A 25,784-nucleotide genomic window follows, 5' to 3' on the forward strand; every position below is an offset into this window, starting at 1 on the left:
GAAGGCCACATAAATTAGCGCCGGAGTAGTGTCGGAGATCCGAAGGTTAACTCGGAGATCCGATCATGTTCGGTACGTTGTTTCATTACCCTCGTGTACTGGCTCGTCATCGCAATGGTCCATCGGCCGATGATCGAGAACGCTATCTGGCCCACTGCGCACAGGGCGGTGCAGCCCACTCAACGCTGTTGAGCCTTGCACCTGAGCTCCTGGCAATTTCCCAGCGCATCGCGCTCGACAACGGACGATTGATTCCGTCTGCTGAGGTCGAGATGGCAGCCGATCGCTGGGTTCGTTACCAGCGACGGCATCAGCGAATCTTGACGGCAAAGTTCTCGCGGGAACGGTTTATTCAGACCGCTACGGCCTGGCTTCGCTTCCTGGGACGACTGCAGGAGCCGCAACCTGAAACGCCGCCATTCGTCGATCTTGTTCAACGGTTCGACAGCTACTTGCGCGAGGAGCGCGGCCTGTCGTCACACACGATTCACAATCGATGCTGGCACGTTCAGGCGTTTTTGTCCTGGCTCAGTGAGCAAGGAAGCAGCATCGGCGAGATGCGACTCGAACAGGTCGACGCCTTTTTTGCACTGAGACGAATGCAAGGCTGGTCCCGGGTATCGATGGCCAGCCTTGCCGGCGCGATGCGAAGTTTCCTCCGCTACGCCGGTGAGCAAACCTGGTGCTCGAAGAGAATCGCCCCCGGTATCGAAGGACCGCGTCTGTTCAGCCACGAGACGCTTCCAGCCGGGCCAAAGTGGGAAGACGTGCAGCGACTCATTCGCAGCACCGATACGGACAGTCCCCATGATATCCGGGACCGCGCCATTCTGTTGCTCCTCGCAGTCTACGGGCTGAGAAGGGGTGAAGTCGTGGGCCTGACTCTGGACGACGTGGACTGGGAACATGACATCCTTCACATCAGCCGTCCAAAGCAGCGGAGCAAACAGGACTACCCGCTTGCAGCCGAGGTAGGTGAAGCAATTCTGCGATATCTGGAACAGGTGCGACCTCATATTGTCTCGCGCTCTTTGTTTCTCACCATACGAGCCCCGTTTCGTCCACTCGCGCCTACGAGTCTGCACTACCTGGTCAACCGACGATTGCGGGTTCTGAATATCAGTTGCCGTCGTGGTGGACCGCATTCACTTCGACACGCGTGCGCGACCTACCTTGTGGCTGAGGGACTTTCACTCAAGGAAATCGGTGACTACCTGGGTCATCGCAGCGCTTATGCAACGCGCACCTATGCCAAGGTCGATTTGGCTGGCCTGAGGCAGGTTGCAGACTTTGCCCTGGGAGACTTGCTATGAAACTGCCTGAAGCGGTTGTCGCGTACGTGGCCTACAAACAGTCACTGGGGATGCGCTTTGCCACTGAGGCGCGTACCTTGAAGTCCTTTTATCGAACGCTCGGCGACATCGATATGCGCGAGATCGACGCCGATCGTGTCTATGCGTTCCTTGCTGGTAAGGGTCCCATCACGGCTTTCTGGCATCGCAAGCTCAGCGCGCTGCGCGGCTTCTACCGCTTTGCCATTGCTCGCGGCTACACCACCAGTTCACCATTACCCTTAACGGTACCCAAGGAACCCCGGACCTTCGTCCCGTACATCTATTCGCGAGAAGAGATGAAGCGTCTACTGGCGGCGACGGCGGATCGTGAGCGCTGCAATTTGTCATCGCTCACCTGCCGGACGCTCCTGCTACTGCTCTATGGTACCGGGCTTCGCATCGGCGAGGCTGTCGGTCTGAATCTGGCGGATGTGGATCTGGACTCTGGAATCCTTTGCATCCGTGAAAGCAAGTTCTACAGGACACGGCTGGTGCCGACCGGACCAGATCTGACATCGGTGCTGGTTCAGTATGCCGTCGAACGCAACAAATGGCCGCCGCTCAACCGCGACGCTGCCTTCCTGTTGACGAAACGCGGACAGCGCCTGTCCAGAGCCGGCGCCGAGTATGCCTTCAAACAATTGCGTGAACGCGCACAGGTACGTCGTGACAATAGCGCACGGTATCAGCCACGACTTCATGACATTCGGCACACCTATACGGTTACCCGGTTGGTCTCCTGGTATCGCGAAGGCGCCGATGTACAACGCTTGCTGCCTCAGTTGGCAACCTATCTTGGTCACGTGCATATTGCCGCCACCCAACACTACCTGACCATGACGCCAGAACTGCTGCGACAGGCGAGCTTACGGTTCGAGCGCTACGCCCGGGGAGGTGACGATCATGCGTGACACAATGCTACTTGGCCCATGGGTCCGGCGCTTCCTGCTCGAGTACCTGATTGGCGAGCGGAACCTCGCTCGCAACACCCAGCAGAGCTACCGCGACACGCTGTGCCAACTGATCCCTTTCGTTTCAGGTCAAGCCCACAAACCGGTCGACCGGCTGGCAATGACAGATGTGTCGGCCGAGATCGTCCGGGACTTCCTCTCAGATATCGAAGTCTGTCGCGGATGCAGCGTCGCGACGCGGAATCAGCGTCTGGCTGCTATCCATGCTTTGGCTCGATTCGTTGGCGAGCACAGCCCGGAACATATCCAATGGTGCACCCAGTTGCGCTGCATCCCCTACAAGAGGACTACAAGAGCGGTGGTGACCTATCTCGACAAAGCTGAAATGGATGCGCTCCTTGCTTGTCCAGATCGACGTACATCTCAAGGTCGCCGTGACTACGCCCTGTTGCTGTTTCTCTACAATGCCGGTGCGCGGGCGGACGAGGCGGCCCACCTGACCATCGGCAACGTCGATGCGATCTCCAGCAGCGTGAGCGTTCTCGGCAAGGGACGCAAACAGCGTCAGTGTCCACTATGGCCTGACACCATGCAAGAGTTGTGCAACCTCGCTGGCCAACGACCACCGCAGGAACGGGTATTCCTCAATCGCTGTGGGCAACCCCTGACGCGTTTCGGTATTCACGCGGTCGTAGAGCGTTACGCTGTCAAGGCGCGAGCCAATATGCCCTCGCTCGCATCCAAGCGCGTCAGCCCGCACAGCATTAGACATTCAACAGCGACCCACCTGCTTCGATCCGGCGTCGATATCAACACAGTACGGGCGTGGCTTGGTCATGTCTCCATCGATACGACCAACGTTTACGCCGAAATTGATTTGGAGACGAAGGCTAATGCCCTGGCGCGGCTTACTATCCCTAGCGATCGAAAGGCGAATAGGCGGTGGGCCAAAGATCCCGAGTTGATGGCGTTTCTCCGGTCCTTGTAGCAGGCTTTATATGTGGCGTTCGGCCGGCCAGATCCTGTCAGGATCGCGGCTCGGGCGCCGCAAGACCACATTTGAGCCAACACCACATATCGCACAAAATGAGTTCGATCACATTTGTCGCGGGAAAACCGCATGCTGCGTTTGACGTGGCGGGAGCTGGAAACGTGATCATGGTTGCCGGATTGCGGGCCATTGCGAAAGCGGTGGAATCACCACCGGCGCCTACCGGTGCGCGCGCCAGTTCTCGACCCTACCGGAGAGGAGAGGCAGGGAAATAGTCCGACTACGCCCTGTCTCTTACTCTACTCGCCACCGATGAGGGGTGGTTGTACCTGGCCGCGGTCATTGACTTGTTCAGCCGCCAGGTGGTGGGCTGGAGTATGGCGCCACACATGCAGACCAGCCTGGTCCAGGACGCCTTGCGGATGGCCTGGTTCCGGCGCCGCCCGGGTCGGGGGGTGATCTTCCATAGTGACCGGGGCAGCCAGTATTGCAGCCATGAATTCCAGCGCACCATGCGCGACTGGGGCATGCGCTCGTCCATGAGCCGGAAGGGGAATTGCTGGGGTGTGCCAAGAACGTGAGCGTCAGTGTACCGACGTTTGCGGTGCTTTACTGGAGATGAAGGTAGGCCCTTCGGAGTCGGCTTGCAGGAGCGGGCTCCAAACCACCACGAGCTGCGAGGGTAAAGAGCCCTCGTGGTGAGCGTCGATGGAAAAGGCGGAGAGAACTCTGTCAGGTAGGAATCAAAGAGATGAACGCAAGTGAACCGCTGACGACGTGTCGATAAACCTACAACGATGTCAAAACCGAAGAGCCCAACAGCTTCGGGACAAGATTGGACGATGCCTGTTGACGGTCCAGTCGGCATCCGGCATATAGGCGGCATGACTTTGATTCAGGCTTCAGTAAGGAACTTGGGAACCTGTCGTCCCGATGCTAAGGGAGAAATCCAAGTGGAAGGCCTCCACAAGGATGAGAGTACCGACGCGGGGCACAGGGACGGAGACGTCCGTAGTAGGGGTGAAGGTCCTGTAATGGGACTGGACCGAAGGGCCGTCATCGTTCGGCGTTACTACGTCGGCAACTTGAGAAAGGAGGACCGGCGTGGATAAGGCAAAACCGTTTTGTATTTCCAAACACGAGGTGTGGGAGGCTTATAAGCAGGTAAAGGGAAATCGTGGAGCCGCAGGCGTGGACAGGCAATCGATGGCGGAATTCGAGGAGGATCTGAAGAATAATTTATATCGGATCTGGAACCGGATGTCGTCCGGGAGCTATGTTCCGCCGCCAGTTCTGCGGGTTGATATACCCAAAGCGGGAGGAGGGACGAGGCCGTTGGGAATACCTACGGTATCGGACAGAATCGCGCAGATGGTAGTCAAACGATATCTGGAACCCATCGTGGAGCCGGTGTTTCATGAGGATTCTTATGGATATCGTCCTGGGCGGTCGGCACATCAAGCACTCTCGGCTGCACGACAGCGATGCTGGCGTTACGACTGGGTGCTCGATCTCGACATCAAGGGTTTCTTCAATAATATCGATTGGGAGCTTCTGATGCGGGCGGTGCGTCGTCACACGGATTGCGCATGGGTGCTTCTGTATACCGAGCGTTGGCTCAAAGCGCCAGTGTGCATGCCGGATGGGGCTTTGGTGCACCCCGACAAGGGTACACCGCAAGGCTCGGTCGTCAGCCCAATACTCGCGAATTTGTTCCTGCATTACGTGTTTGATCGGTGGATGCAAAAACACCATCCGGAAGTTCCCTTCGAGCGCTATGCTGACGATGCCATCTGTCACTGCAAAAGTGAAGCGCATGCGCGTTCACTCAAGCAGGAACTGGAGGCGCGGATGGCGGAATGCTTGCTGGAGCTTCATCCAGAGAAAACCAAGATCGTGTACTGCAAGGATGCAAACAGACGAGGAACCTATTCGATCTGTCAGTTCGATTTCCTGGGCTACACATTCAGGGCGCGAAGCGCACTGAACCGAATGGGGAAATTGTTTGCAAGCTTTACTCCAGCGGTTAGCAACAAGGCTGCGACGGCGATGCGGCAAGATATGCGTCGGCGTGGTTGGCTAAGGCGCTACGATTTTGGACTAAACGAGCTGGCGGACCGAACTCGTCCGATCCTGCGCGGCTGGATTCAGTACTACGGGCGGTTTCACCGGTCTGTGCTTATCAATGTCCTACGCGCAATCGATTACGCGCTGGTGCACTGGGCCCAACGGAAATACAAAACCCTTCACGGTCGCAAAGCGCGAGCGTGGGCATGGCTGAACGGCGTCAGAGCTCGCCAGCCGGGCCTGTTCCCGCATTGGTCGTTGGAGGGAGGTTGAACGATAGGAGCCGGATGAATCGAGAGATTCACGTCCGGATCTGTGAGAGCGTGGCGGTGAGACTCCTCTGCGCTACTCGACATAATGCGCCGACCGAGAGCTTCTGGGGACGGCTCAAGACCGCCAGTTTGCACGGAAGAAAGTTCGCCACCCGGCGGGAGGCCATGGACGCGGTGCTCGACTGGATAGCCTTCTATAATCACCGACGGCTGCATTCCACGCTGGGTTATCTCAGCCCCATCCAATACGAGCAACGCTGGCATGCGGCACAGCGTAAAAAGGCCGCATAACCCGAGCGCTAAGAGCTACACCAAACAGGGGCAACATCAGTCCGGTTCTCGCAACCACGATCATGCTGGAAACCGGAACCATCTCGCGTTTCACCGAGGTTGGTGATTTCAGTTCGTACTGCCACTGTGTGGACAGCCGGCGCGAAAGCAACAGCAGGAAGAAAGGCGAAAGCAACGCAAAGAACGGCAACAAGTATCTGGCGTGGGCATTTGTCGAGGCGGCCAACTTCGCCATGCGCTCGTGCCCGGAAGCCAGGCGCTTTTACGAGCGCAAGAAACGCGCACGTAACGGGATGATCGCGATCAAGGCGCTGGCGCACAAGCTGGCGCGCGCCTGCTATCACATGCTTCGGGAGCACAAGCCATTTGACGTAACCCGCTGCTTTTGGCTAAAAGGCGGTGCAAGGGGAACGAGCCCAGTATCGCGACTGGTGAAAAGCCGGGTCCCAGCGGATAGTGCAAACGCTTGAGTACCTTGCCTATCCCTGCGGGCAGGCCCGTGCGGGGCGTCTTCGCTGACTGGCTCATCATATCGCTTCTGAACTTTTGTCCGCAGATCCTACCCGAGCGCCTTATCGCGACAGCCCCTCTTTTGCAGGGACGACTATCGAATGCCATTCCGCCTCGGAATTGCTCATGATTCTTCTATCTCATGTGTGTACCATTAAACCACTCAATAATCTTTGAGTGGCTCCTCATTAAACATGAAGAGCAGAAGATGGGGTAAACGTCCTTTTGCAGCAGATTGATACGGACGCGCCGCCAAATTTCTTGTGAATCAACGACTTGCGAAAGAGTCGACATTCTCGACAAAGGGAAGTCGGAAAGCCTTGCTGGGAGCGGCTTTCCGGACGGTCACCGTATCAATCTGCAGCAAAAGGACGGTCACCCCAAGATCAGCCAATTCTTTGGGGATGAGTACTATGCAAGAGTTGACACTTGAACAGATGGACGCCATTGGCGGTGGCATCAATTGGACTGTGGTTGGAGGAATGACTGCCGCCGGGGCTTTTGGGGGCGCTGCGGGCTGGGCGGCGATGGGGCCTGGTGGTGCTATCGCAGGTGGCATCATTGGGGGCCTGGTAGGTGCGGGGATTGGCGCTGCAGTAACTTCCTCTTAATGCTGATATGACTCCCCGTGTCAATCTGGATTGGTTTGATTTCAGTTCCACAGTTGCATGTTGTTCCCCCAATTTCCTGAGGGCGACGTAGCAGTAAGTCTCGACGGTGGATAACGCTGATATCCGCGGGTTGGTTACCGCATTACAGAGGTCCGCCCAATGAGCCTGCCGCTATCTAACGCCGCAAGTCGGATGCAATCCGTTGCCTAGCATTGTCGCGGGTTGCTCGTGTGCCGGGCTACGCGGCGTTGGTGCATGGATCATGAGACGAACGAGCTTGGCTCTTTGAGATGGAGTTCTACGGGAGGCGCCCCTCACTGCGGACGGAGTGGCGGCGGCCAGCATCCGGTTGAGCACGGCCACGCCGATGGCTGCCTCGGTGTGCTGGGCAGCCGGATCGCGTGCGCGCAGACGCGGCCCGATCAGCGCCTTGTAGCGGCCCATCGTGGTCTCGACCCGGGCGCGTTTGCCGTAGCCGGTGGCCACCTGCCAGGCCAGCCACCCCTTCGCCTCGATCACTTCGAGATGGCGGTCTCGCTGGGTGGGCCGGGCGCGGCGGAATCACGATCATAATGCCCTCGCCATATTGTGCGATCGTCTGATACGTCGGCGCGCCGTCATAGGCCCCATCGGCGGTGACCTTTGCGATTTCGCCGTCGATCTGATCGAGCAGTGGCGCTACCTGTGACGGATCATCGCCGTCCTGGTCCGTGAGCGTCTGCGCCACGATCATGCCGCTGTCGGCATCGACCGCCAGATGCAGCTTGCGCCAGCCCCGGCGGGATTTTGCTCCGTGTTTGTCCTGCAGCCACTGTCCCGCGCCGAATACCTGCAGCCCGGTGCTGTCGATCAGCACATTCAGTGGCCCGTCGGGCAAACGGGGCCGGCTAACAGCCGGGCGCTTCTTCGCACGACGGCTCATGGTCGTATGATCAGGGACCGGCACCGTCAGTCCCATCAGCGCGATCACCGAGCCCATCAGGCCTTCGGTCTGGCGTAGCCGCAGTTTGAAGGCGCAGCCCAGCATGAGCGTGGTTTCTATCGCCAGATCCGAATACCGTGCCTGTCCACCGCGCGTCGTGCGCGGTTCGGCCTGCCACTGCACTACGGCTTCGGGCGTCATCCAGAGTGTCAGACTGCCCCGGCTGCGAAGGCCCGCTTCATAGGCAGACCAGTTTGTCACCCGGTGCGGCATCTTCGGGATGTGATGCCGCCCAGCGGCGTTGTGCTTGTTCGGCATGCCTCTGCAGCGAAGGGAGGGATCCACCACTTTATCCTCAATCCTTTCAAATCGCTATCCATGCACCAATGCCCATCAAATAGGTAATGGGAATTACTTTGGCGCCACTCTACTGAACAGTACAGACGGTGCTGGCGACCCGCTTACTTTGTTCCCAGCCTGGCCAGTGTTGCCACTGGCACTCGTGTTGTCGTCCACACTCGCGGTCGGAATCACATAATGCCGATGCCGCTTGATGGTGACGATGACCGGCTTTGGCACCCCGGATCCGGCTTGTGCGGCCGGCATCTTCGCCGGTTGGGGGATCGGTAGCGTTTCCAGTTCGCCCATCTTGCGCGAGCAACGCCGGTAAGGGTGGCCGACGCCATGCCCGTGGCCATCACGCAATGGATGCCCGTCGTGCTCATTCTCCTGTTGGAACAGCCCTACTTGCCCGGGGCGAGTCATTTTTTCCTGGCCTGTTTCGGGCCAATCAGTCTCGATAGACCCGGATGTTAGCGTGAAATGCGCGGGACGACATCCAACAATCGTCAAGTCAAAAGCCGCACTTCGTTTTTTGCACAAAATAGGGCTAAGAGCTCCGCTGCACCTTGACCATCCATCTAAGCAAGGTAGCCGTCAAGAATGTGCCAAAGGTCGGCAGCGGTAAGCGCGCTCAGGCATTCACCGACTGCCGTATCGTTTGTGTCGTAGATCGCTGCGGAACACTTCGCAGCGCGGCCAGCTCGTGCAGCTCCTCCAGCGCGAATGCATTGTTGATGATGCCTGCCGGACCGCCGCTCCACGTCGATTTCCGTGGCATCTGGATACGCCATGCAGCAAGCAAGTTATCGAAGCACATCGCTCGTGGTCTCGCTGGTGACCGGGCCGCCCTGGGCGGGCTCAGCGGTACCTCCGTCGCTTCATAGCGTACATCGCGGGCCGGCGCGTTGGCGCTGACAGTGCAACGACGGATGGCGCCGGCGGCCCGTAGAGACTTGAGCGCGCGATCGAGCTCCTTGTCGGTAAGCAAGCCTTTTGCCAGCATGCCACGCCGGCCTAGCGCCTTGTTTTGCCGCAAAGCCGTCAGGATGATTTCCGTACACTCGCGGGTGGGTCTGTCTCGGTCCATTGTGGAAAAAAATAGCGAAATTGAGCTGGCGTCTCTGGAGGCGCGTTTCGATACCCTTGACCTCCTCGCCCTGGCATATCATAACAATGACTGCTGGTCCTCATGTTACGCCTGCTTGGCGGACATCCCCCGCAAGGCTGCACCGGGCTGTCTTCATTCCGCTGTTGTCGCAGCCATTCCAATGAGCGACGCCATGGAGCGAGGGCAATCATAGGGTTGGCCGCGAAGTACCGCAGCAGACCATTATGCTTGGCACGGGCGATCAGCTCTTGAAATTGTATCGATCTGGTTCCTTTTTGCCAAGATCCGGCCGCGCCTCCATCTGCAATCTCTGCGTGATGATTTCCGCTAGCGCCTGCGCATACAGGCTGCCCTTGTCCGGCAAACGGTCGTAGGCGTCGGACAGCGGGACATCGCGTAGGTGGGCTTCGCAGTCATGGGTTAGCCCTTCTTCTTGCCACGGATCTCATCTTTCTTTGTTTCCCGTATCGCGGCCTCCAGTCGCTCGCCTTCCACGATCAATGCGGCTAGTGCTTGCCCGAGTTCGCTGTGTGGGTCGGCTAGCTTTTCGTAGGTCGCGCGCAGTTCTGTCAGTGCGCGGGTATTGGGGAGACGTCGAATCATCTGGTGTTCTTGGCATACAGAAGCCGGCAACGCGCAGCGGGCGGGCCATCACGTGCCGTGGTTGGCTGGTGGCTCTTCAGCAGCCTCATCAGCCCTGTCTTGCACGGCATCCCAGTGGATGCGCAGTGCGACGCTTTGTGCCGCGTCGGCCAACTCGACGGGCGACTTGGTGGCGGCGTGGGGGCGCACGGCAGCCAGGCAATCCAGGGCGGCGGCGATCGCTTCTTCGGAGGCTTGGCCGGCCTCGAGGAGACGGGCCATCCGGTGCAGTGGTTCCACGTCCGGGCAGCCGGGATCCCGCATTCTCACGACGCTGAAGATTTCCGCGAAAGCCTTGAGCGCGACAATCACTTCGTGAACCTTGCCGCTTACACGCGAGGCGTAGAGCAAGTCCCCATACCCGCCTGCATCCCACAGCGTGCCTTGGCGCGCGACATGGTGCAGCATTTCCTCCAGCGGCCCAAGCGTGGCTTCCAGTACCCAGAGCTGGGTGCGCGTGGGTCCTGTGAGATTGGGTGGGCGCGGTCGGTACCGTCTGCGCGGCTTGTGGCTTTTTCCCATGCTGAATGGCTGCGGGACGAGCGCGGCCTGTTATACGCGAAGCTGCACGCGCCAGGGCTGGCGTCCCGCTTGCGTGGAGGCGACACGGCGGTCAGATTGACGATGTGGTTGGCCCATATCCATGCGATAACGTATTCAGCAGAAAAGAAAAGGGCCAGCCGGTCTAGCATGGCGCTACGCCATCGATGATGATGGCGTGCGCTAAGCCAAAACAGGCTAGCCCCGTGTTCGTGAGCCCTGCACGGCCGATGCCGGCGGGCTCTTTTCATAGAGCAGGAGCTTAAACTCATTTCCGTCCGTGTCAAGAGTTCTCGAACCGGCACGACTTGGGGGATTAAGTCCCCTGCGTCTACCCATTTCGCCACCCGGGCAGGTGATGGGCCTCCCGTGAGTCGAACACGGCACCGACGGCACCGATGGATATGAGTCCACAGATCGAACCAAGTATGAGCAAGAGGCCCTTGGCGGAAACGGAGGGATTCGAACCCTCGATGCGGGTTTTAGCCTACATGCTCCCTTAGCAGGGGAGTGCCTTCGACCTCTCGGCCACATTTCCTCTGGAGCGGGTGAAGGGAATCGAACCCTCGTCGTAAGCTTGGAAGGCTTCTGCTCTGCCATTGAGCTACACCCGCACAGTGCAACGGATTTTACAGCTAGGTCACTGAGGAGAAACCGTGCCCCCAAATCAGTGCGCCCTGCCGGCGCCCCAAAAAAACCACACCGTGAAGTGTGGTTAGCGGGAAAGCGCAGATCGACCGGGGGCCGTCACGCGAGGATGCACGCATCGAGCTCATCCAGGACCGATGTTATGCTCAACGGAAGTTGCGTTTCTGAGAAATTGTGAGCGACCGGAGAACACGCGGGAGATAGTATCCAATGGGGCGGCACACGACCGGCATGCTCCGCTCGATCAACGGGTTGTCGTCCTCGAGCTCGATCCGCTGGAGTCCGAACTGGTTTGTCTTCTGCAACCGCGGCGGCCCTGGACCTCACTGCGCGGCACAATCCCTGATCTGCGTTCCCCGATTCTAACGACAAAGAGCTTTCGCGGCATTCTGCTGAAGGCAGAGGCTTGCCGCGCACCGGGTCAAGGGGCATTGTCGCCAATCCGAAGCCCCCGAACTCCGGGGCTGCTTTCCTCAACGGTGGTTACAACACCGTCAACGTCACGTCATCCAGCAGAAAGGACGTCTGTCGCCTTGCCCTTCTCGCCGGGTAGCTGAGTCCACCAGGTCGCTCATCCTGCCGGACCGCCGCGCCGCTTCGACTTGCGCGGCATCTGGATGCGCCATGCCGCAAGCAAGTCCTCGAAGCAAAGCGCTGGTGGCTTTGCCGCCGGTGACCGCGCCGCTCTGGGCGCGGTCACCCAGACATCGGTTACCTCATAGCGGACGTCGCGTGCTGGCGCATCGGCGCTGGCCGCGCAGCGGCGGATGGCACCGGCAGCCCGTAGGAACTTGAGCGCGCGCTCGACCTCTTGTTCGGTGAGCTGGTTCCTGGTCAGCAGGCCACGCCGGCTAAGCGTCTTGTGCTGCCGCAAGGCGGCCAGGATGATTTCCGCGCACACGCGGGTGGGTCTGTCTTGGTCCATTGCGGTGATCAAAGTCGTTCGACCAGGAAGGGCAAGCCGAGCAGAACAATCGCAGCGGCGAGCAGGAGGTAGTAGCGGATGTTGTGGCGAGAGCGTGGAGCGTGTTTCAGGTGGAAGTTTCGTCGGGGTCTCGATAGCGGTTGGGGAAGTATTTTGCATCACGAGCGCGATCCCGTTCGATTTTCTGCGCCGGGGTAAGCAGCTTTGCCTGAGCGGGGAGGAGGTGCCCGGTACGCCAGTCGTTAGGCAGGGAGGGATGGACTTTCTCAGGTGGAATTGGAACGAATGAGGCCGGGGAGCGCTGTACTTGTGTGGGAGCGTTTGTGTGCGGAGTTACGGCGTTTGTGGTTGCGGCGCTGCTACTTGGTGCTGAAGCGGCGTGACGAGGGGCAGTACTGGAAGCCGATTGCAGCGGTTGTGCTGGCGACAGCGCTGGAGCGAGGCTGGCGCGTTTTCGCAGGCGATACATGGCCTTATCGAATGCGGCAAGATTCATCGCGATGCCGTTGTCATTCAGCGTGGCGAAAATCTGTTCACGACGGATTCCTATGCTGAGGGCGGTCTCGATTTTTTCGAAATATGGTCGAAGGCGAGCGGCTTGGGATGGCGCTGCATTGTTGGCAACAAGCGAATCGAGCGCGTTGTCGATGACGTCGGCGGCGTTGTCCAAATCGTGTCCAATATCAGTCCAATCGGCGTCCAATAAGTGTCTTATAAGTAAGCGTCAGCGGAACCCATCTGTAATGGACTTGACGCCTTCCTCTGACCGTGGGTGACGGCTACAGATCGACCACTTATCGCGGTAGGAATACCCATTACTGGGCACCCCGCACAGATCCCGGCGTGCCCAATTCGGGCACCGGGCTCCTACCTTGGGTGTTTGACGGCAAAGCGCTGGTTTGGCCATGGATGAAGAATGCGAGGTTTGGGGAGCCAGGCGTCAGCGATCTTGGTGATCCGCTCCCAGGTCATGCCATCCTTCTGACTGCGCCGCCGTAGCGTGCGTCGCCAGAGATCAGTGACGTGGTGACGGAAGGCGCCAAGTGCCCGCGAGTTCGTGGGCACCGCGTGATATGCGAAGTAGCCACTGACCACCTGTTTGAACCACCGGCCCTGTACGGGGATCGGGTCATGCATACGCTTTCGCAACTGCTCCTTCACCCGCCTGAGCGCTTCTCTCATACGGTTGCGGCGCGTCTTCCGGTGAAGCAAGAAGGAGCCGCGCCGCGATTTCCCGCATATATGGATAAAGCCCAGGAAGGTAAAAGTCTCCGGTTTGCCAAGTCCGCGGCGCGCCCGGCTTGCCGCTGCAAAGCGACCAAACTCAAGCAACCGGGTCTTGTCCGGATGAAGCACAAGCGAGAATTGCTCAAACCTCGCCCGCATCGCGTCCCAGAAGCGCCGAGCGTCTGCTTCTTGCGCGAAGCCAACAACGATATCGTCCGCATAGCGCAGGATAATGACGCTGCCTTTGGCTTCTCGCCGCCGCCATTGCTCGGCCCAGAGATCGAAAACATAGTGCAGGTATATGTTCGCAAGCAGCGGTGATACCACTGCTCCTTGCGGCGTACCTGTCACGCTGACGCTCCATTCTCCGTCCTCCAGAACACCCGCCTTGAGCCACTTGTGCATCAGGCGGATGATGCGTTCGTCGCCGATCCGGTGCCTCAGGAATCGGGTCAGCCATTCCTGGCTTACCGAGTCGAAGAACGCTCGGATATCGGTGTCTAGAATCCAGTTCACCGGGGTGGTGGTGATACCAACCGCCAGCGCGTCCAGCGCATCGTGTTGGCTGCGCCTGGGCCGGAAGCCGTACGAAAACCCGAGGAAGTCTACCTCGTAGATCGCATTCAGCACCTCGACCACCGCTCGCTGGACGATTTTGTCTTCCAGCGCGGCGATCCCCAGTGGACGCTGCTTGCCGTCCGGCTTCGGTATGTACTGTCGCCGTACGGGCAGTTGCCCGGTACGCTCCGCTCTGAACTGCCGCATGCAAGGCGTGGAGGTGATCTTCCAGCCCTGCCTCGTAGTCCTGCCACGTCAGGCCGTCCACTCCAGGTGCCGCCTTGCGCTTGAGCGCAAAGAAAGCCTCCCGGAGCACGTCAACCGTAACGTGGTGCATGAGCGCGGTGAACCGCTCCTTCTTCCGCTGCCTTGCAGCGTGCCATACACGGTCCAGCCCCTGTGGCACGCTTTCCCGGTTCTGTGCCCGGCACGTGTGTGGCTGACCCGCGTTCCCCTTGGTCTCCGCCCTTCGCTCCACCCACTCCGCCGCCGGTTTCTCAGCCTTGTTCGCAGGTTTCGTCGCTACTATTGCGGAGTCTGACTTCTCTTGTCCGTTCATCATCGGCTACGGCTCCTCGCCTTCCCGACACGGACCAGCCCGTGCTGCAGCTGGCCAGACAAGAGATCTACCGGTTCCCGCGCAAGGAACGTACGTACATGCCAGGGTCTCCGACCACGCTGGGTCGTCCAGGCGCTCGCTATAACGCGCCCGGTCGTGTTGCCTTCCATGTTTAGAACCATGTCTGCACCCAGGATAGCTCAACTGTCGCGGCTCAATGGCTGGCCTGTACGCACCCCTACCGACGCTTCGCCGACGTCCTCGCGGACGCCTGCGCACGGCTCGGGGCCGACGTGAGTTGCTAGCTCTTCATCGTAACGGACTTCCACCGTCTACTCCTTGCCGGTCTCCCGGCGCACTCTAATGTTGAGTACCTTGATGCGACCCATAACCTTCAACGTGACAGCGCCGTCGGCTTCATCTCGCAACGCAGTTCCGTCCAGCGGCTTCCTCTCAGATTTGCTCATGCAGAAAAACGTGTGATCTGCCATTCTTTGCAATCGGAACCACCGGTTTGGTGGCGGCACAGTTCGGGGGGCAAACTCAACCATATGTACCATAGCGTTGACTTAGATCATGTGCCCAAGCGTTTGAAGAGCTGGAAGCAGGATGCCGGGTGCTGGCATTTCGCCACCCGTTCATGTCGACCCCTTTGCAAGGAGAAAATCATGAAGAAGCTCGCCCTGGTTTTGGTGCTTGGCGCTGGATGCCTGTGGGTTGGCCAGACGTACCCGGCTACGGTGGGTGCCAACTTCAGCGCGTCGGTGACGCTGACCTCGGTTTGTCGTGTGAAAACCGGGTCAGACAATCTCACGTTGGACTTTGGAACCTATACGGCGTTCGGTGCTGCAAAAGATGCTACGTCGATCAACGTAGATTTTGAATGCACCCGTGGTTTTGCTGCAACTCCCAGCGTCTCCTTTGATACGGGCACCGACAAGACCAGTACTTCCGGCGCCTCCGCTAGTGGTGTTGGTGTAGTGTCCGGCCTTCAGTATTCAATAGGCGCCGCTGCCGGCGTTCAGACCGCAGGGTCTGCGGCAACGACTGCTAGTATCGGCACACCGGATACCTATCGCTATGTGGTTTCAGGAACGATCGCGGCGGCGCAAGCCGGTACGACCTCCACAGGCATTCAGACCCAGGCCCGTGTGGTGACGATAACTTACTGAGTTTCATAAAACGTGACCTCGGTAGTTTCCGTTGCCTCGGTCGGGAGAGTCTAGTAATCTAGGTGATCCGCATGAAGCAAACCAACATGGCAAGAAACGGGAGCCATCGTGGCGACCGGTTCACCCTGCCAGTAGCGAGGCAGACCCAGCGCGGTCCATCAGTTCAATGTCTCTATCGATTGGCGTTATCGGCCTGCCTTCTGACCGCTAGCCCTGGCATGATGGCGGCGACTGCCTCTGCAGGCTTGCAGATACGGGTGCAAATTGTTCAGACTAACGATCTTTGCGCCGGCGAGACTTTGCGAATTCGTAGCGATGCTTCGGTCCGAGTTGTGTGCGGCGGCGAGCAGTTCGTTAGTGTCGAGGCCAGTACCAATCGAACGGTCCAGGTGATGCGCGCCACACCGGTGTTTTACAACTTCGGCGCTACGAGCGCCACTACCAATCAAGCTGGTTTGGGACGGATACCTGATCTCTCACGCGCGTCGCCTCAAGTTACCGCCAGTAGCGATACTGCGATGGTTCGCGGCATCGATGTCCAGAATACGCGCGAGTTCAAAGACGATGCGGTTGTAATGCTGGTCACATTCTAGCCCAGCGAAGCCCGCGTTCTGCTTCAGGTCTTCTGGCCCTTGTTTTGCTTATTGGTTGTACATGCGTATTCAATCTGTCTTTTGGTTTAGTCAGCGCATGGCGGCTGCGCTGACATATACGGTATTGTCAGGCATTATCGCTGTAGCTGGGCCAGCATTCGCGGGTTCGTTCTCAGTGTCGCCGGTCCGAATATATATGAAGCCACGTGACCGCGCCGTGGCCGTGGCAATCGTCAACGAAGGCAATTCTGAGCTTGTCCTGCAGGCAGATCTGAATGCTTGGTCGCAGCAGCCCAACGGTGCTGACGACCTCGTCCTGAGCGACGACCTTATTCTCTCGCCTCCCATCATCAAGCTCGCACCCAACGCACGCCAGGTCGTACGGCTGGCGCAGCTCAAGCCGCCCGATTTGAGCAAGGAGCTCACTTACCGACTCGTTGTGCGCGAGGTGCCAGAAGTTACGCAGTTGAAGGACAAAACGGTGCAGCTTCCGATTGCGCTGGCGCTTTCGATGCCGGTATTTATTACGCCACCCAACGCCCAGCGAAAATTGGAGTGCCAGTTGGTGGGGGCAGCCAAGGCGTTAAGTATAACCTGCGCGAACAGCGGAACAGCCTATGCGCAAGTCCGGGAGGTATTGCTTACCCGCGATGGGAACGTCCTGACCCGCTTCAATGGTGGCGTATACATTTTGCCAGGTGCCAGCAAGACATGGGCGTTGCCCGCTAGCAGTCCGTCCAGTGCAGGAGCGGCAAAGATGAATGTGGGCCTTGACGATGGACAGTCTCAGATGTTTGATGTCTATCTGCCGTGACGCTAGTACGCGAGCGCCTACATGTGCCCCGTACCTGCATGGCATGCCTTGCGCTTGCGCGAGATCATCTCTGTTTGCCCGCTTATCGCCCAAATCCTCTGCTGCATGGTGATCATCACGCCTGCAGCAGCCGTGTTGGCCAGCAACGAAGAAGCCTTTCCAGGGGAGATGTCCGTGTACAGTCCCCACGATACGACGGGCGTGATACTGGCGAGGCTGTCCATATCAGCCTTGAGCAACGCTTGATTGCCATGGCGAACTCGGGCATCGCGGCGGAATCGTCCGCGCTTGAAAAGGCATCCATGCGATCAGGCCCGGATGCACCGTTGGCGGCATCTCAGGCGGCAGGCGCAACTACCTTCCCGTCAGCGACCTCGGACAAGGAATTTCCCAGTCCCTCGACAGCGATCGCTGTCGATCCGGCAGTGACTCCGGCTCGTCCTCAAGGTCTTCCGGCAAAAAGGTCTGGTGCCCAGTCCAAGATCCTATCATCCGCCTCAAACAGTTCAGCAGCATCCGGCCCTCACGGAATGCGCCTCCTTCCGCTGGAGATCGTTCTCAATGGTGCGAATGTTGGAAGCTGGACGTTGTTGGAGTCCCACGGCGAACTCTATGCTCCGGCGGAGGCCTTTGAAGAATGGCGTGTCACGCTAAAGCACGGGGAGCAAGCCATCGAATACCGGAACCAGCGCTGGTATGCACTGGGGGCCGTTCCGGGTTATCGGGGAAACCTGGACTTCTCCAGCATGTCGCTCGATGCGAAGTTTTCCGTCCAGGCCTTCATTGCAACCCATATTGCGACAGAGCAAGAAATGCGTCCAACGGTCGCACCAGCCATACCGGCAGTATTTGCTAATTACGATTTGAGCTTTACCACGATCGCGCAAAAGGGGAGTCCCGCCACGCAGGATTTGGGGGCGCTCACCGAACTCGGCATGACTGGGCGTCTCGGTGTACTCACATCGAGCTTCTACGGAAGCAACCTCGCCGGCGCAAACGCTGGATTGCCGCCGCAGGTACGCCGACTCGAAACCACACTGACCCGTGATTTCCCAAGCAGCAACACGACGCTGCGGCTTGGAGATTCATCCACGCGCGCGCGCCTCATGGGGCGCCCGGTCTATTTCGGAGGCATTCAGATTGGCCGCAATTATGCGCTCAATCCAGGGTTCACCACGCAACCAATTCCGGTGTTGGCGGGCACGGCGGGAGCGCCAAGTACAGTGGAACTGTACATCAACGATGCACTGCGCCAGACGTCGAGTGTGCCAACCGGTCCTTTCACGATCAACAATGCTCCCCAGATTTCAGGTGGCGGTGAGGCGCGTCTGGTAGTGCGCGACGTACTGGGACGAGAAACGGTTGTGAGTCAACCATTTTTTACGCATGCTGACCTGCTCGAGCAGAGCTTGCACGACTGGAGCGCGGAGTTGGGGGCTACAAGGCAGAATCTTGGCACCGCCAACGCGGACTATGGAGAAAAATTCGTCTCGGGCCTTTGGCGCTACGGTTGGTCAAAGTCGCTGACTGTGGAGGCGCGTGGTGAGATCGGGAAGGCGACGCGTGATGTCAGCATGGGAAGCACCATTGCCCTGCCGTGGCAGACTCTGGGCCAGGCTGCGGTGGCAGCGAGTAGCCGTGCCCATACTGGAAGCGGGCAACAATGGCTACTTGGTCTCGAGCGCGCTGGCACGCGCCATAGTTTCTTGATGCACGCAGAGGGGGCCAGTGCGGGCTATCGATGGATTGGCAATCCGGACAACGAATCTCCGAGATGGCAGTTCTCGGGTAACTATAACTATACGAGTGAGAGCTTCGGCTCCTTTGGAGCGGCCTTTGGCAAAGTACACATACGAAGCAGTGGTATTCAGGAATTTCGCAGCCTGAGCTACTCCTTGCGGATCGGACAAGCTGGCTCGGTTACGCTGTCGGCAACCCAGGCACGCGGCGCAGCTACCTCTGGTGCCGCTTTCGGCATTTCCTTTGTCATACCGTTGGGCAATCAGGCCAGTGTATTCACCAGCGTCACTCAGCGTAGCGGGCGCACTGAAGGCTATACCAGCGCCAACAAGGGATTGACCGCAGAAACGGGTACGGCATGGCGGACCCTTGCGGGACGGCGTGGAGGCGAATTGTTCAGTGAGGGCGGGCTGTATTACCAAAGTACCAGGATGCTGCTCACGGCGGATGCTACGGCGGGAACCGCCCAGCAAGCGCTGCGGCTTGGCGCGCAAGGCGGTATGGTTGCTGCCGACGGTCAGATATTTGTCACGCGCACTGTGCAGGACAGCTTTGCGATTGTGGAGGTACCAGGCTACGCAGATATCGGCGTTGGCTTTCAGGGCAGCAAACTGACCCGCACGGATAGCGACGGTGTTGCCTTGCTGCCCCGCCTGCAGCCCTATGTCAACAATAACATCCGTTTAGACCCGACTGAGCTGCCCATCAGCGCGGAACTGGACAGCATCGAACAGACGGTGGCCCCAAGCTGGCGTAGCGCTGTCAAAGTACGGTTCCCTGTGCGCAGCGGCCGTGGGGCTCTTTTGACTATCAGGCTTGATGATGGGGAGCCCGCCCCGGCCGGCGCCGAGATCGAACTGATTGGTGACCACCAGACTTTCTTTGTTGCACGCCGCGGCGAAGCCTTTGTCACAGGCTTGCAGCCAAGTAACGAACTGCGTTTGAAATGGAAGGGCGTCAGTTGTCGAATGAACGTCGAACTTCCAAGCGGCGGCATTGACGAGATCGTGCGCATTGGACCGCTAGCCTGTTCGGGAGTAAAACCATGACATTACACTCCCTGCCTATCGGCGGTTTCTGCGCCTTCCTTTTTTCGTATCAGCCATCCTGCCGGGGCGCGCCGGTGCCTACAGTTGCAGCGTGACAGCTACCAGCGCAGGAGTGCTCTATAATTCGAGCGCCAATACCGACACCAACGGTACCACGACACTAACGTGCATGCGGACTTCCGCGGAAGCGAATTCGCTGACATACCGCCTGAAGGCTGACACCAGCAGTAATTACAACGGAAATCGGCGTGTCAGCCTAAGCTCGACCAGCAACTACCTCACGTACTATATGCGCCGTGGAACATCCGGGGGCGGCTCCGCAACCTGCAGCAATTCCAGCAACTGGTTCGCCCCTACTACCGGAACATCGAACGTCATCACTGGGACGCTCAGCTTCGGTGCAAGCCTGATTGCGTCGGCCGTATGGGGCTATTGCCTGCGCGTGCGCGGCACCGCCGGCGGGAATCCTTCGGCGCCGACAGCAGGGATATATACGGATCTAATTGACGTTTTTGCCCAGTATCCCGGTAGCGATTCAGGCACTCTGACAGCCATGGCGCAGGTCACGTATGCTGTTGGCGTCACTAATCAATGCGTCTTTAATACGTTCCCCGGCAGCATAAGCTTCAACTACACGGCGTTTAGCACGACAATTCAAACCGCTTCGACAAGTTTTGCTTTGCGCTGCAGTAACGGGCTGCCATGGTCCATCTCAATTTCCCCCGGCACAACCACCCTTCTGGGCCTGAACTACAGCATCACAGCCTCGCCGGCAGCGGGAGTCGGCAACGGCAACACCGGGCAGACGGTGTCATTGACGGGGAACATGCCAGCAAACCAAGCAGGTACGTGCTCGACAGGTACCTGTACAGCGTCGCAAGTCCACACCGTCACAATCACATACTAGTGGGCCGTAACGTTTGAATTGGAAGGAATTCGCCGCGCATGACGCGATAGATGGCTGGTCCCCCGGGATGTGTCTCGGAGAACGTGGGGCACTCCTACAACGAACCCCGATATCAGATATATTATCTGCTCATATTTGCTCATTAATATTGAGGGTTAGAGTTGTATCATCGTCACCGATGCTTCCACTCACGTGGGCGTCGTGGCGTGATGACCTTTGACCCTGGTTATCGTGCATTTTCCCGCACCCCCACGCCTTCGGGCGTGGGTTTTTGGGGTGCGCCCGGCAGGGCGCACTTACTTGGGGGGCAAGTCAATCCACCCTATAAGGAGCCTCGCCTTTAGCCCCACCGGCACAATCCCATGCCATCATGGTTGACATGCCGACCAGCTTCCAGGAAGGAGGGAAACCATGAACACGATTGCCCGCATCGGAGTCGACCTTGCCAAGAACATCATGCAGATCCATGCCGTCGACCAATCTGACCACATCGTCACGCGCAAGGCGATTAGTCGTGCAAATTTCCTCAACTGGTTCGCGAATCTCCCACCCTGTCTTGTGGCCATGGAAGCCTGCAGCGCCGCGCACTACTGGGCCCGCAAGCTCCGTTCGCTCGGGCACGACGTACGCCTCATTCCACCGCAATTTGTGGCGCCATACCGCAAGGGCGGCTCGCGCATGAAGAACGACGCGCTCGACGCCGAAGCTGTCTGCGAAGCCGCGAGCCGTCCACAAATGCGCTTTGTGCCGGTCAAGTCCCCGGCTCAGCAAAGCGTGCTGGTGCTCCACCGTCTGCGCACCGGTTATGTCGAGGAACGCACAGCACTCGTGAACCGACTGCGCAGGCTGCTTGTCGAATTCGGCGTGTTTCTCCCGCAGGGCATAGATCAACTGCATGCTCACTTCATCGAAAGTCTTGAGGGCGGCACCAACGAACTGACCGGCACCGCACGTGAGGCACTGATGCGTGGCTAGGCGCAGTGGCAAGCACTTGACCAGGAAATCGCCTGGTTCGACCGGCAGATCGCCACGCATGCCCGTCAGGATCCCCAGGCAAAGCGATGCATGGATATGTGCGGCGTCGGGCCGCTCACCGCGTCCGCCACCGTCGCCACCATCATCGATGCCCGGCAGTTCAAAAACGGCCGGCAGATGGCGGCTTGGCTCGGCACCGTGCCCAGACAGAAGAGCAGCGGCGGAAAGCAGCGCCTGGGCCGCATCACGAAGCAGGGCAACGACTATCTGCGCATGCTGCTCTTCCTTGGCGCTCGTGCTGCACTCCATACCGCGCCCCGACGTAACGACCGGCTCTCGCGCTGGATTGTCCAACTGCAGGCCCGCGTCGGCTACTACAAGACCTTGGTTGCAATAGCCAACAAGCACGCCCGCATCCTTTGGGCCATCCTCGCGAAAGGGGAAAAATTCGATCCCGCCCATGCCCGCCCGAGCGCGGCCAGGTGAGCGTGACACTTCCTGCAATTACATCCAACCGCCAGGACGCAACAGGCAACGATAGCGACAGGCAGACCGGCAGCAGGCGAACTCGGCAATCCACCAGGCGCCACATCACGTGTATTCGCCGCATCTTGGATGGAGTCCTGCTGCGCGGTTACTATCCGGGCCCGGATGTGCAGTGACTCCGTCCACCAAGGCCGATTATAGGTGTGCAGTCTCTCCCGCCGCTTCATGCCAACTCGTCCCCCCCAAGGAAACGCTCCCCTCACCACACCTCGAAACCCACCACAAACCGATCTTGTTAAAAGGCGAGGCTCCTTATAGGTGGATTGGGGTCAAGTCCCCCAAGCACCCGGCGCGCGTCAACATCGGCAGGCGGAGTGCTGCTCAAAGGCGCACTGCGTAAACTGATCACCGCCGCTGGGAAGCGGCGACTGTGATAGAGCGATTTGACTTCTTCATCTCGCCATCTTACTCGAGCGCCTCGGGTGAGAGACAGCGCCAGCTCTGGTGATAGAGCTTGCGGACCGCGACAGCCGGATAACGGCGAGTGTCGAGCATGAAGGCGATCAGCGTTGGCAGAGTAGCGCGCTGCGTGACGTTGCCAAACGCGATTGCCTTGGAAACCCTCAGATTTTCTGGATTGCGTAAGTGATCGGTGGGATGTTCATATCTTAAACTCTGATATAAATAAAATGAATTCAGCGCTTGACGCTCGGCTCGGCATGCTTGGGGGTTTTTAGTTATGTCGCAGGGGGCATCGCAAAAAAACTCAATGTCCTGAGTGCTGGATCTTGTGATGTGAATAATTTACTCGGTACTGACTTGGGAAAGCTGTTCGTTGCATCGAAGTACATGACTCATCGACGATGCTTCGTGGTTCTGCAAGTCGCCAATCGGTAACCGAAAACGGTTGGGGTAAGGCGGAGGTCAAAGCGGCCCCCGTGCCAATAGATTAGCGAGCAACGAGGTAGGTATGACCGTCAACAACTCATCCAAGGCAACGATGGCTGCCGTCAAGAATGTGTCCGATCCGGGCGCAACTCAAGGAGCCCGGATCGGCGACGCTGGCGTCAGCGTCCGGCACCGATTCAGAGGTCGTTGGTCGCGCTCGGCGCAGGCAATTTCCAACGCCGACAAGCGCCGCATACTGGAGGCGGCTGACCGCTGCACCAAGCCCGGAGAGATCGGCGCGCTGATGCGCCGTGAAGGCGTGTACTCGTCGTCCTTGAGCACATGGCGGCGCCAGCGCGAGGCTGCCGAACTGGCTGCCCTTGCCCCACAAAAGCGCGGACCCAAATACGGCCCTGTCAAAGCCCGAGGTGTTAGCACTCGAGCAGCGCGCCTGATGCTCGCGTATGAGCCGTGCAATCGGAAGAAGAGCTCATGGCATGTCCGCGAATGCCTTACGCACGGCTCGAGGCGTGCGGCGCCGGCTCCGTGCAAGACCGCTTTGGTTGGGCGCATGAAACACAACCGCTGCAGGCTGGGCATCCCGAAGACTTATACGCCCGACGAGGCCTGCCTGGGCGATGTGGCGTTGATGGTTCAGTGGTGGGGGACCTTGGGCATCAAGGCGATCTGGCGCGGCGGTTATCAGCTTTCGCCCGCCGCGTTTCCGCTCGCGGACAACGGCAGCTTCAACGTCCAGATGCCAATCGGCCTGGTGTATCGCATCGTCTTCGGTACTGCCGCCGAGTCTGGCGCAATGAAGCGCCATGGATACTACTTCAACACGGATAGCTTCCAGAAAGGAGGGGCGGGTGAAGGTCGTGCCGCGCACGACGCGCTATCCCTTGTCGCAATAAATGGCGAAGTCTCCCGCACGAACTCATGAAAAATAGCAAACGACGGAAGCACTTTGTACTGGCGGGCTTGAGCCTAGCCAAGTGGAATCGTCAAATCCCGCGTCTCTCCGGGTCGCTGACGGCTGCAATCTTCATTTGGGCGTCCGGGCTGCCGACTGCCCGTGCAGAGGGTCCTGCACTCTTGACAGAGATCGCCGTGCGCTCGGTGACATGGGAAGGCATAAAAGGGGAGAAGGTTCGTTTGGTGTTAGATAGGGCACTGGAAAGCCAGCGACCTGAGGCCATCAACAGGGAGCAAGTTGATAAACTTGCGGCGCTCCTAACGGAGCGATTACGCAAAGCCGGATTTCCCATTGCGCAAGTGATGGTCTCCCAGGAAGACTGGACGTTATTCGAACAGACGGGGGAGCTCAAATTCCGTGTGTTCGAAGGCGAGATCGGTGCGCTTCGGGTGGGTAAAAACACTTCACGCATTGCCACTTCGCGGCTGGAACGCACAGCGCGGGACGCGCTTTGTCCACAGGGGGTGGGTGATGTCTGCGTGATGACAACCGAGCGGTTTGAGCGCGCATCGTTGCTCCTGCAAGACCTCCCGGGTGTTAGGTTATATCCCGTTGAGTTAAGTCCGGAAGGGGTCGGTCGAGGACAGACGGCAGTGGTTGTGAGCGCGGAGCCGAGCCAACCTCCCTATTCGGGGTCCGTGACTGTAGACAACTATGGAGCGCAGGCGACGGGTACGAAGCGGTTAGCGGCAAGCATCATGGCTAACAACTGGCTGCATATGGGCGATGTATGGCAGGGTACGGTACTCGCTACCAATCGCGAACAGTACACCGGCAGCCTTGGCTTTTCTGCACCACTTAGCTACACGGGGCTGCGCACACAAGCTAACTTGTCGCATACCACCTATACGGTAAGCGCAGTTAACGCTCGGGGAACGGCCGACAGCGGCTCTTTAGGGCTGGCATATCCGTTAGCCCGTGGCCTAGGACGCAACTGGACGATCGGGCTAGACGGCGCGGACATACTTTCAAAGCTTGAGGTTGCCGGTCAGCAAGCCTCGGCTCCACGGCACATTGGGAAACTGCAATTCACGCTTTCGGGCAACTCGGGCGATCAATCTGTCCAGGCGGGCAGCGACTACTGGAGTGCGGGGGTGTCGGCTGGGGGAGGACGCGTAACGCAAAGCTTGGTGGGCGTGGACCCGAGCGATACGCGTGGCAATTACGGCAAGTTGGCGTTTAACGTGCTGAGCAAAATCAATCTGGCAAGCGACAAGTGGTACACGTTGCTCAACCTGCGTGGCCAGTGGGCATTGCGCAATCTAGACCCGTATGAACAGATGGCGATTGGTGGGCAAACGGGAGTGCGTGCCTATCGACCAGATGAGGGCTCGCTTTCGCAAGGAGCATTGCTTAGCGTGGAATTACATAGGCTTGTCAGCTTACCTAATGGAGATAGACTCGCTCCGGGGGTATTTGTCGATTATGCCAACGGCTGGATTCTGCATCACCCCTACGCTAGTTGGCAGACGAATCTGGGATTTGTCGATGCCAGTTTGTCCAATCACCGTGTGCTCTCTGACATTGGCATTGGGATCGACTGGGTGTCCTCCCATGGCATGACGGGCGGACTAAGTATCGCCACCCGGTTACCAAGCAGCCGCGACTCAATTAACCATCCTGGGAGCGCTCGATGGCGGGTATTTGCATCGCTCGGCGTCGGGTTTTAGCGAGCGTGTGCGCGAAAAAAATACGCAGCACAAGATGACTGACCGTCCACGTCAAG

18 protein-coding genes, 2 tRNA genes and 6 pseudogenes are annotated in these 25,784 nt (G+C 58.8%); 15 read left to right on the top strand and 11 right to left on the bottom strand.

Annotation, left to right across the window (positions count from 1 at the left end; translation table 11 throughout):
• Positions 1-65: 65 nt before the first annotated feature.
• The 7 genes and pseudogenes from OMK73_RS37465 (at position 66) to OMK73_RS37495 (ending at position 6,336) form a co-directional block, all read left to right on the top strand.
• Entirely contained in the window at positions 66-1,313 is a 1,248-nt protein-coding gene (locus OMK73_RS37465) for a tyrosine-type recombinase/integrase (protein ID WP_267606738.1), read from the top strand.
• Positions 1,310-2,245 (top strand): tyrosine-type recombinase/integrase, encoded by a 936-nt coding sequence (locus OMK73_RS37470; RefSeq protein WP_267606739.1) that lies wholly within the window; start codon positions 1,310-1,312, stop codon positions 2,243-2,245. The genes OMK73_RS37465 and OMK73_RS37470 overlap by 4 nt, the downstream gene beginning before the upstream one ends.
• On the top strand, positions 2,238-3,233 hold the full coding sequence (locus OMK73_RS37475; protein ID WP_267606740.1) for a tyrosine-type recombinase/integrase: 996 nt from the start codon (positions 2,238-2,240) through the stop codon (positions 3,231-3,233). Before OMK73_RS37470 ends, OMK73_RS37475 begins: the two co-directional genes overlap by 8 nt.
• A 299-nt stretch (positions 3,234-3,532) precedes the next feature.
• Positions 3,533-3,799 (top strand): annotated as a pseudogene (locus tag OMK73_RS39545) (DDE-type integrase/transposase/recombinase); the annotation flags it as partial.
• A 541-nt stretch (positions 3,800-4,340) separates the two neighbouring features.
• Positions 4,341-5,576: a group II intron reverse transcriptase/maturase gene (ltrA, locus tag OMK73_RS37485; RefSeq protein WP_267606741.1), complete on the top strand. Its 1,236-nt coding sequence runs from the start codon at positions 4,341-4,343 to the stop codon at positions 5,574-5,576.
• Between the two features lie 83 nt (positions 5,577-5,659).
• Positions 5,660-5,866, top strand: a pseudogene (locus tag OMK73_RS37490) (IS3 family transposase); the annotation flags it as partial.
• Between the two features lie 35 nt (positions 5,867-5,901).
• Positions 5,902-6,336: a transposase gene (locus OMK73_RS37495; RefSeq protein WP_420715710.1), complete on the top strand. Its 435-nt coding sequence runs from the start codon at positions 5,902-5,904 to the stop codon at positions 6,334-6,336.
• Here the strand turns inward: OMK73_RS37495 and OMK73_RS37500 are convergent.
• The 10 genes and pseudogenes from OMK73_RS37500 to ltrA (OMK73_RS37545) all read right to left on the bottom strand — a co-directional run.
• Positions 6,314-6,394: pseudogene (locus tag OMK73_RS37500) on the bottom strand (IS6 family transposase); the annotation flags it as partial. The gene OMK73_RS37495 and the pseudogene OMK73_RS37500 overlap by 23 nt on opposite strands.
• An 899-nt stretch (positions 6,395-7,293) precedes the next feature.
• Positions 7,294-8,227 (bottom strand): annotated as a pseudogene (locus tag OMK73_RS37505) (IS5 family transposase); the annotation flags it as partial.
• 655 nt (positions 8,228-8,882) lie between these two features.
• Complete coding sequence (locus tag OMK73_RS37510; protein WP_267606742.1) at positions 8,883-9,338, bottom strand: hypothetical protein; 456 nt, start codon at positions 9,336-9,338, stop codon at positions 8,883-8,885.
• 441 nt (positions 9,339-9,779) lie between these two features.
• The gene (locus OMK73_RS37515; protein ID WP_267606743.1) at positions 9,780-9,962 is read right to left on the bottom strand and encodes a hypothetical protein; all 183 of its coding nucleotides are present in this window, start codon (positions 9,960-9,962) and stop codon (positions 9,780-9,782) included.
• A gap of 48 nt (positions 9,963-10,010) precedes the next feature.
• Complete coding sequence (locus OMK73_RS37520) at positions 10,011-10,409, bottom strand: hypothetical protein (protein WP_267606744.1); 399 nt, start codon at positions 10,407-10,409, stop codon at positions 10,011-10,013.
• 576 nt (positions 10,410-10,985) lie between these two features.
• Positions 10,986-11,079: transfer RNA gene (locus OMK73_RS37525), tRNA-Ser, on the bottom strand.
• A 2-nt stretch (positions 11,080-11,081) separates the two neighbouring features.
• Positions 11,082-11,155 (bottom strand) — tRNA-Gly (locus OMK73_RS37530).
• Between the two features lie 605 nt (positions 11,156-11,760).
• Positions 11,761-12,114, bottom strand: coding sequence for a hypothetical protein (locus OMK73_RS37535; RefSeq protein WP_267606745.1), 354 nt, complete (start codon positions 12,112-12,114; stop codon positions 11,761-11,763).
• 106 nt (positions 12,115-12,220) lie between these two features.
• Positions 12,221-12,784 carry a hypothetical protein gene (locus OMK73_RS37540; protein ID WP_267606746.1) on the bottom strand — a complete coding sequence of 188 codons (564 nt, stop codon included), beginning with the start codon at positions 12,782-12,784 and terminating at the stop codon, positions 12,221-12,223.
• Between the two features lie 197 nt (positions 12,785-12,981).
• Positions 12,982-14,458: pseudogene (gene ltrA / locus OMK73_RS37545) on the bottom strand (group II intron reverse transcriptase/maturase).
• A gap of 668 nt (positions 14,459-15,126) precedes the next feature.
• Between ltrA (OMK73_RS37545) and OMK73_RS37550 the strand changes: the two are divergent.
• The 3 genes from OMK73_RS37550 to OMK73_RS37560 all read left to right on the top strand — a co-directional run bounded on the left by OMK73_RS37550 (position 15,127) and on the right by OMK73_RS37560 (position 17,037).
• Positions 15,127-15,630, top strand: a complete 504-nt coding sequence (locus OMK73_RS37550) for a hypothetical protein (protein ID WP_267606747.1) — start codon at positions 15,127-15,129, stop codon at positions 15,628-15,630.
• Positions 15,631-15,701: 71 nt separating this feature from the next.
• Positions 15,702-16,223 (top strand): hypothetical protein, encoded by a 522-nt coding sequence (locus OMK73_RS37555; protein WP_267606748.1) that lies wholly within the window; start codon positions 15,702-15,704, stop codon positions 16,221-16,223.
• A 97-nt stretch (positions 16,224-16,320) separates the two neighbouring features.
• Complete coding sequence (locus OMK73_RS37560; protein ID WP_267606749.1) at positions 16,321-17,037, top strand: molecular chaperone; 717 nt, start codon at positions 16,321-16,323, stop codon at positions 17,035-17,037.
• Between the two features lie 17 nt (positions 17,038-17,054).
• Here the strand turns inward: OMK73_RS37560 and OMK73_RS37565 are convergent, their stop codons facing one another.
• Positions 17,055-17,261: a hypothetical protein gene (locus OMK73_RS37565; protein WP_267606750.1), complete on the bottom strand. Its 207-nt coding sequence runs from the start codon at positions 17,259-17,261 to the stop codon at positions 17,055-17,057.
• 27 nt (positions 17,262-17,288) lie between these two features.
• Between OMK73_RS37565 and OMK73_RS37570 the strand changes: the two genes are divergently transcribed.
• The 5 genes and pseudogenes from OMK73_RS37570 to OMK73_RS37595 all read left to right on the top strand — a co-directional run bounded on the left by OMK73_RS37570 (position 17,289) and on the right by OMK73_RS37595 (position 25,728).
• On the top strand, positions 17,289-19,826 hold the full coding sequence (locus OMK73_RS37570) for a fimbria/pilus outer membrane usher protein (RefSeq protein ID WP_267606813.1): 2,538 nt from the start codon (positions 17,289-17,291) through the stop codon (positions 19,824-19,826).
• Positions 19,827-19,917: 91 nt separating this feature from the next.
• Entirely contained in the window at positions 19,918-20,733 is an 816-nt protein-coding gene (locus OMK73_RS37575) for a hypothetical protein (RefSeq protein WP_267606751.1), read from the top strand.
• Between the two features lie 411 nt (positions 20,734-21,144).
• A pseudogene (locus OMK73_RS37580) lies at positions 21,145-22,194 on the top strand (IS110 family transposase).
• Positions 22,195-23,164: 970 nt separating this feature from the next.
• Positions 23,165-24,025 (top strand): hypothetical protein, encoded by an 861-nt coding sequence (locus OMK73_RS39550; RefSeq protein ID WP_420715704.1) that lies wholly within the window; start codon positions 23,165-23,167, stop codon positions 24,023-24,025.
• On the top strand, positions 24,022-25,728 hold the full coding sequence (locus OMK73_RS37595; RefSeq protein WP_267606753.1) for a ShlB/FhaC/HecB family hemolysin secretion/activation protein: 1,707 nt from the start codon (positions 24,022-24,024) through the stop codon (positions 25,726-25,728). The genes OMK73_RS39550 and OMK73_RS37595 overlap by 4 nt, the downstream gene beginning before the upstream one ends.
• The last annotated feature ends 56 nt before the right edge of the window (positions 25,729-25,784 follow it).

It is taken from the genome of Cupriavidus sp. D39, assembly GCF_026627925.1.
Taxonomy (GTDB): domain Bacteria; phylum Pseudomonadota; class Gammaproteobacteria; order Burkholderiales; family Burkholderiaceae; genus Cupriavidus; species Cupriavidus ulmosensis.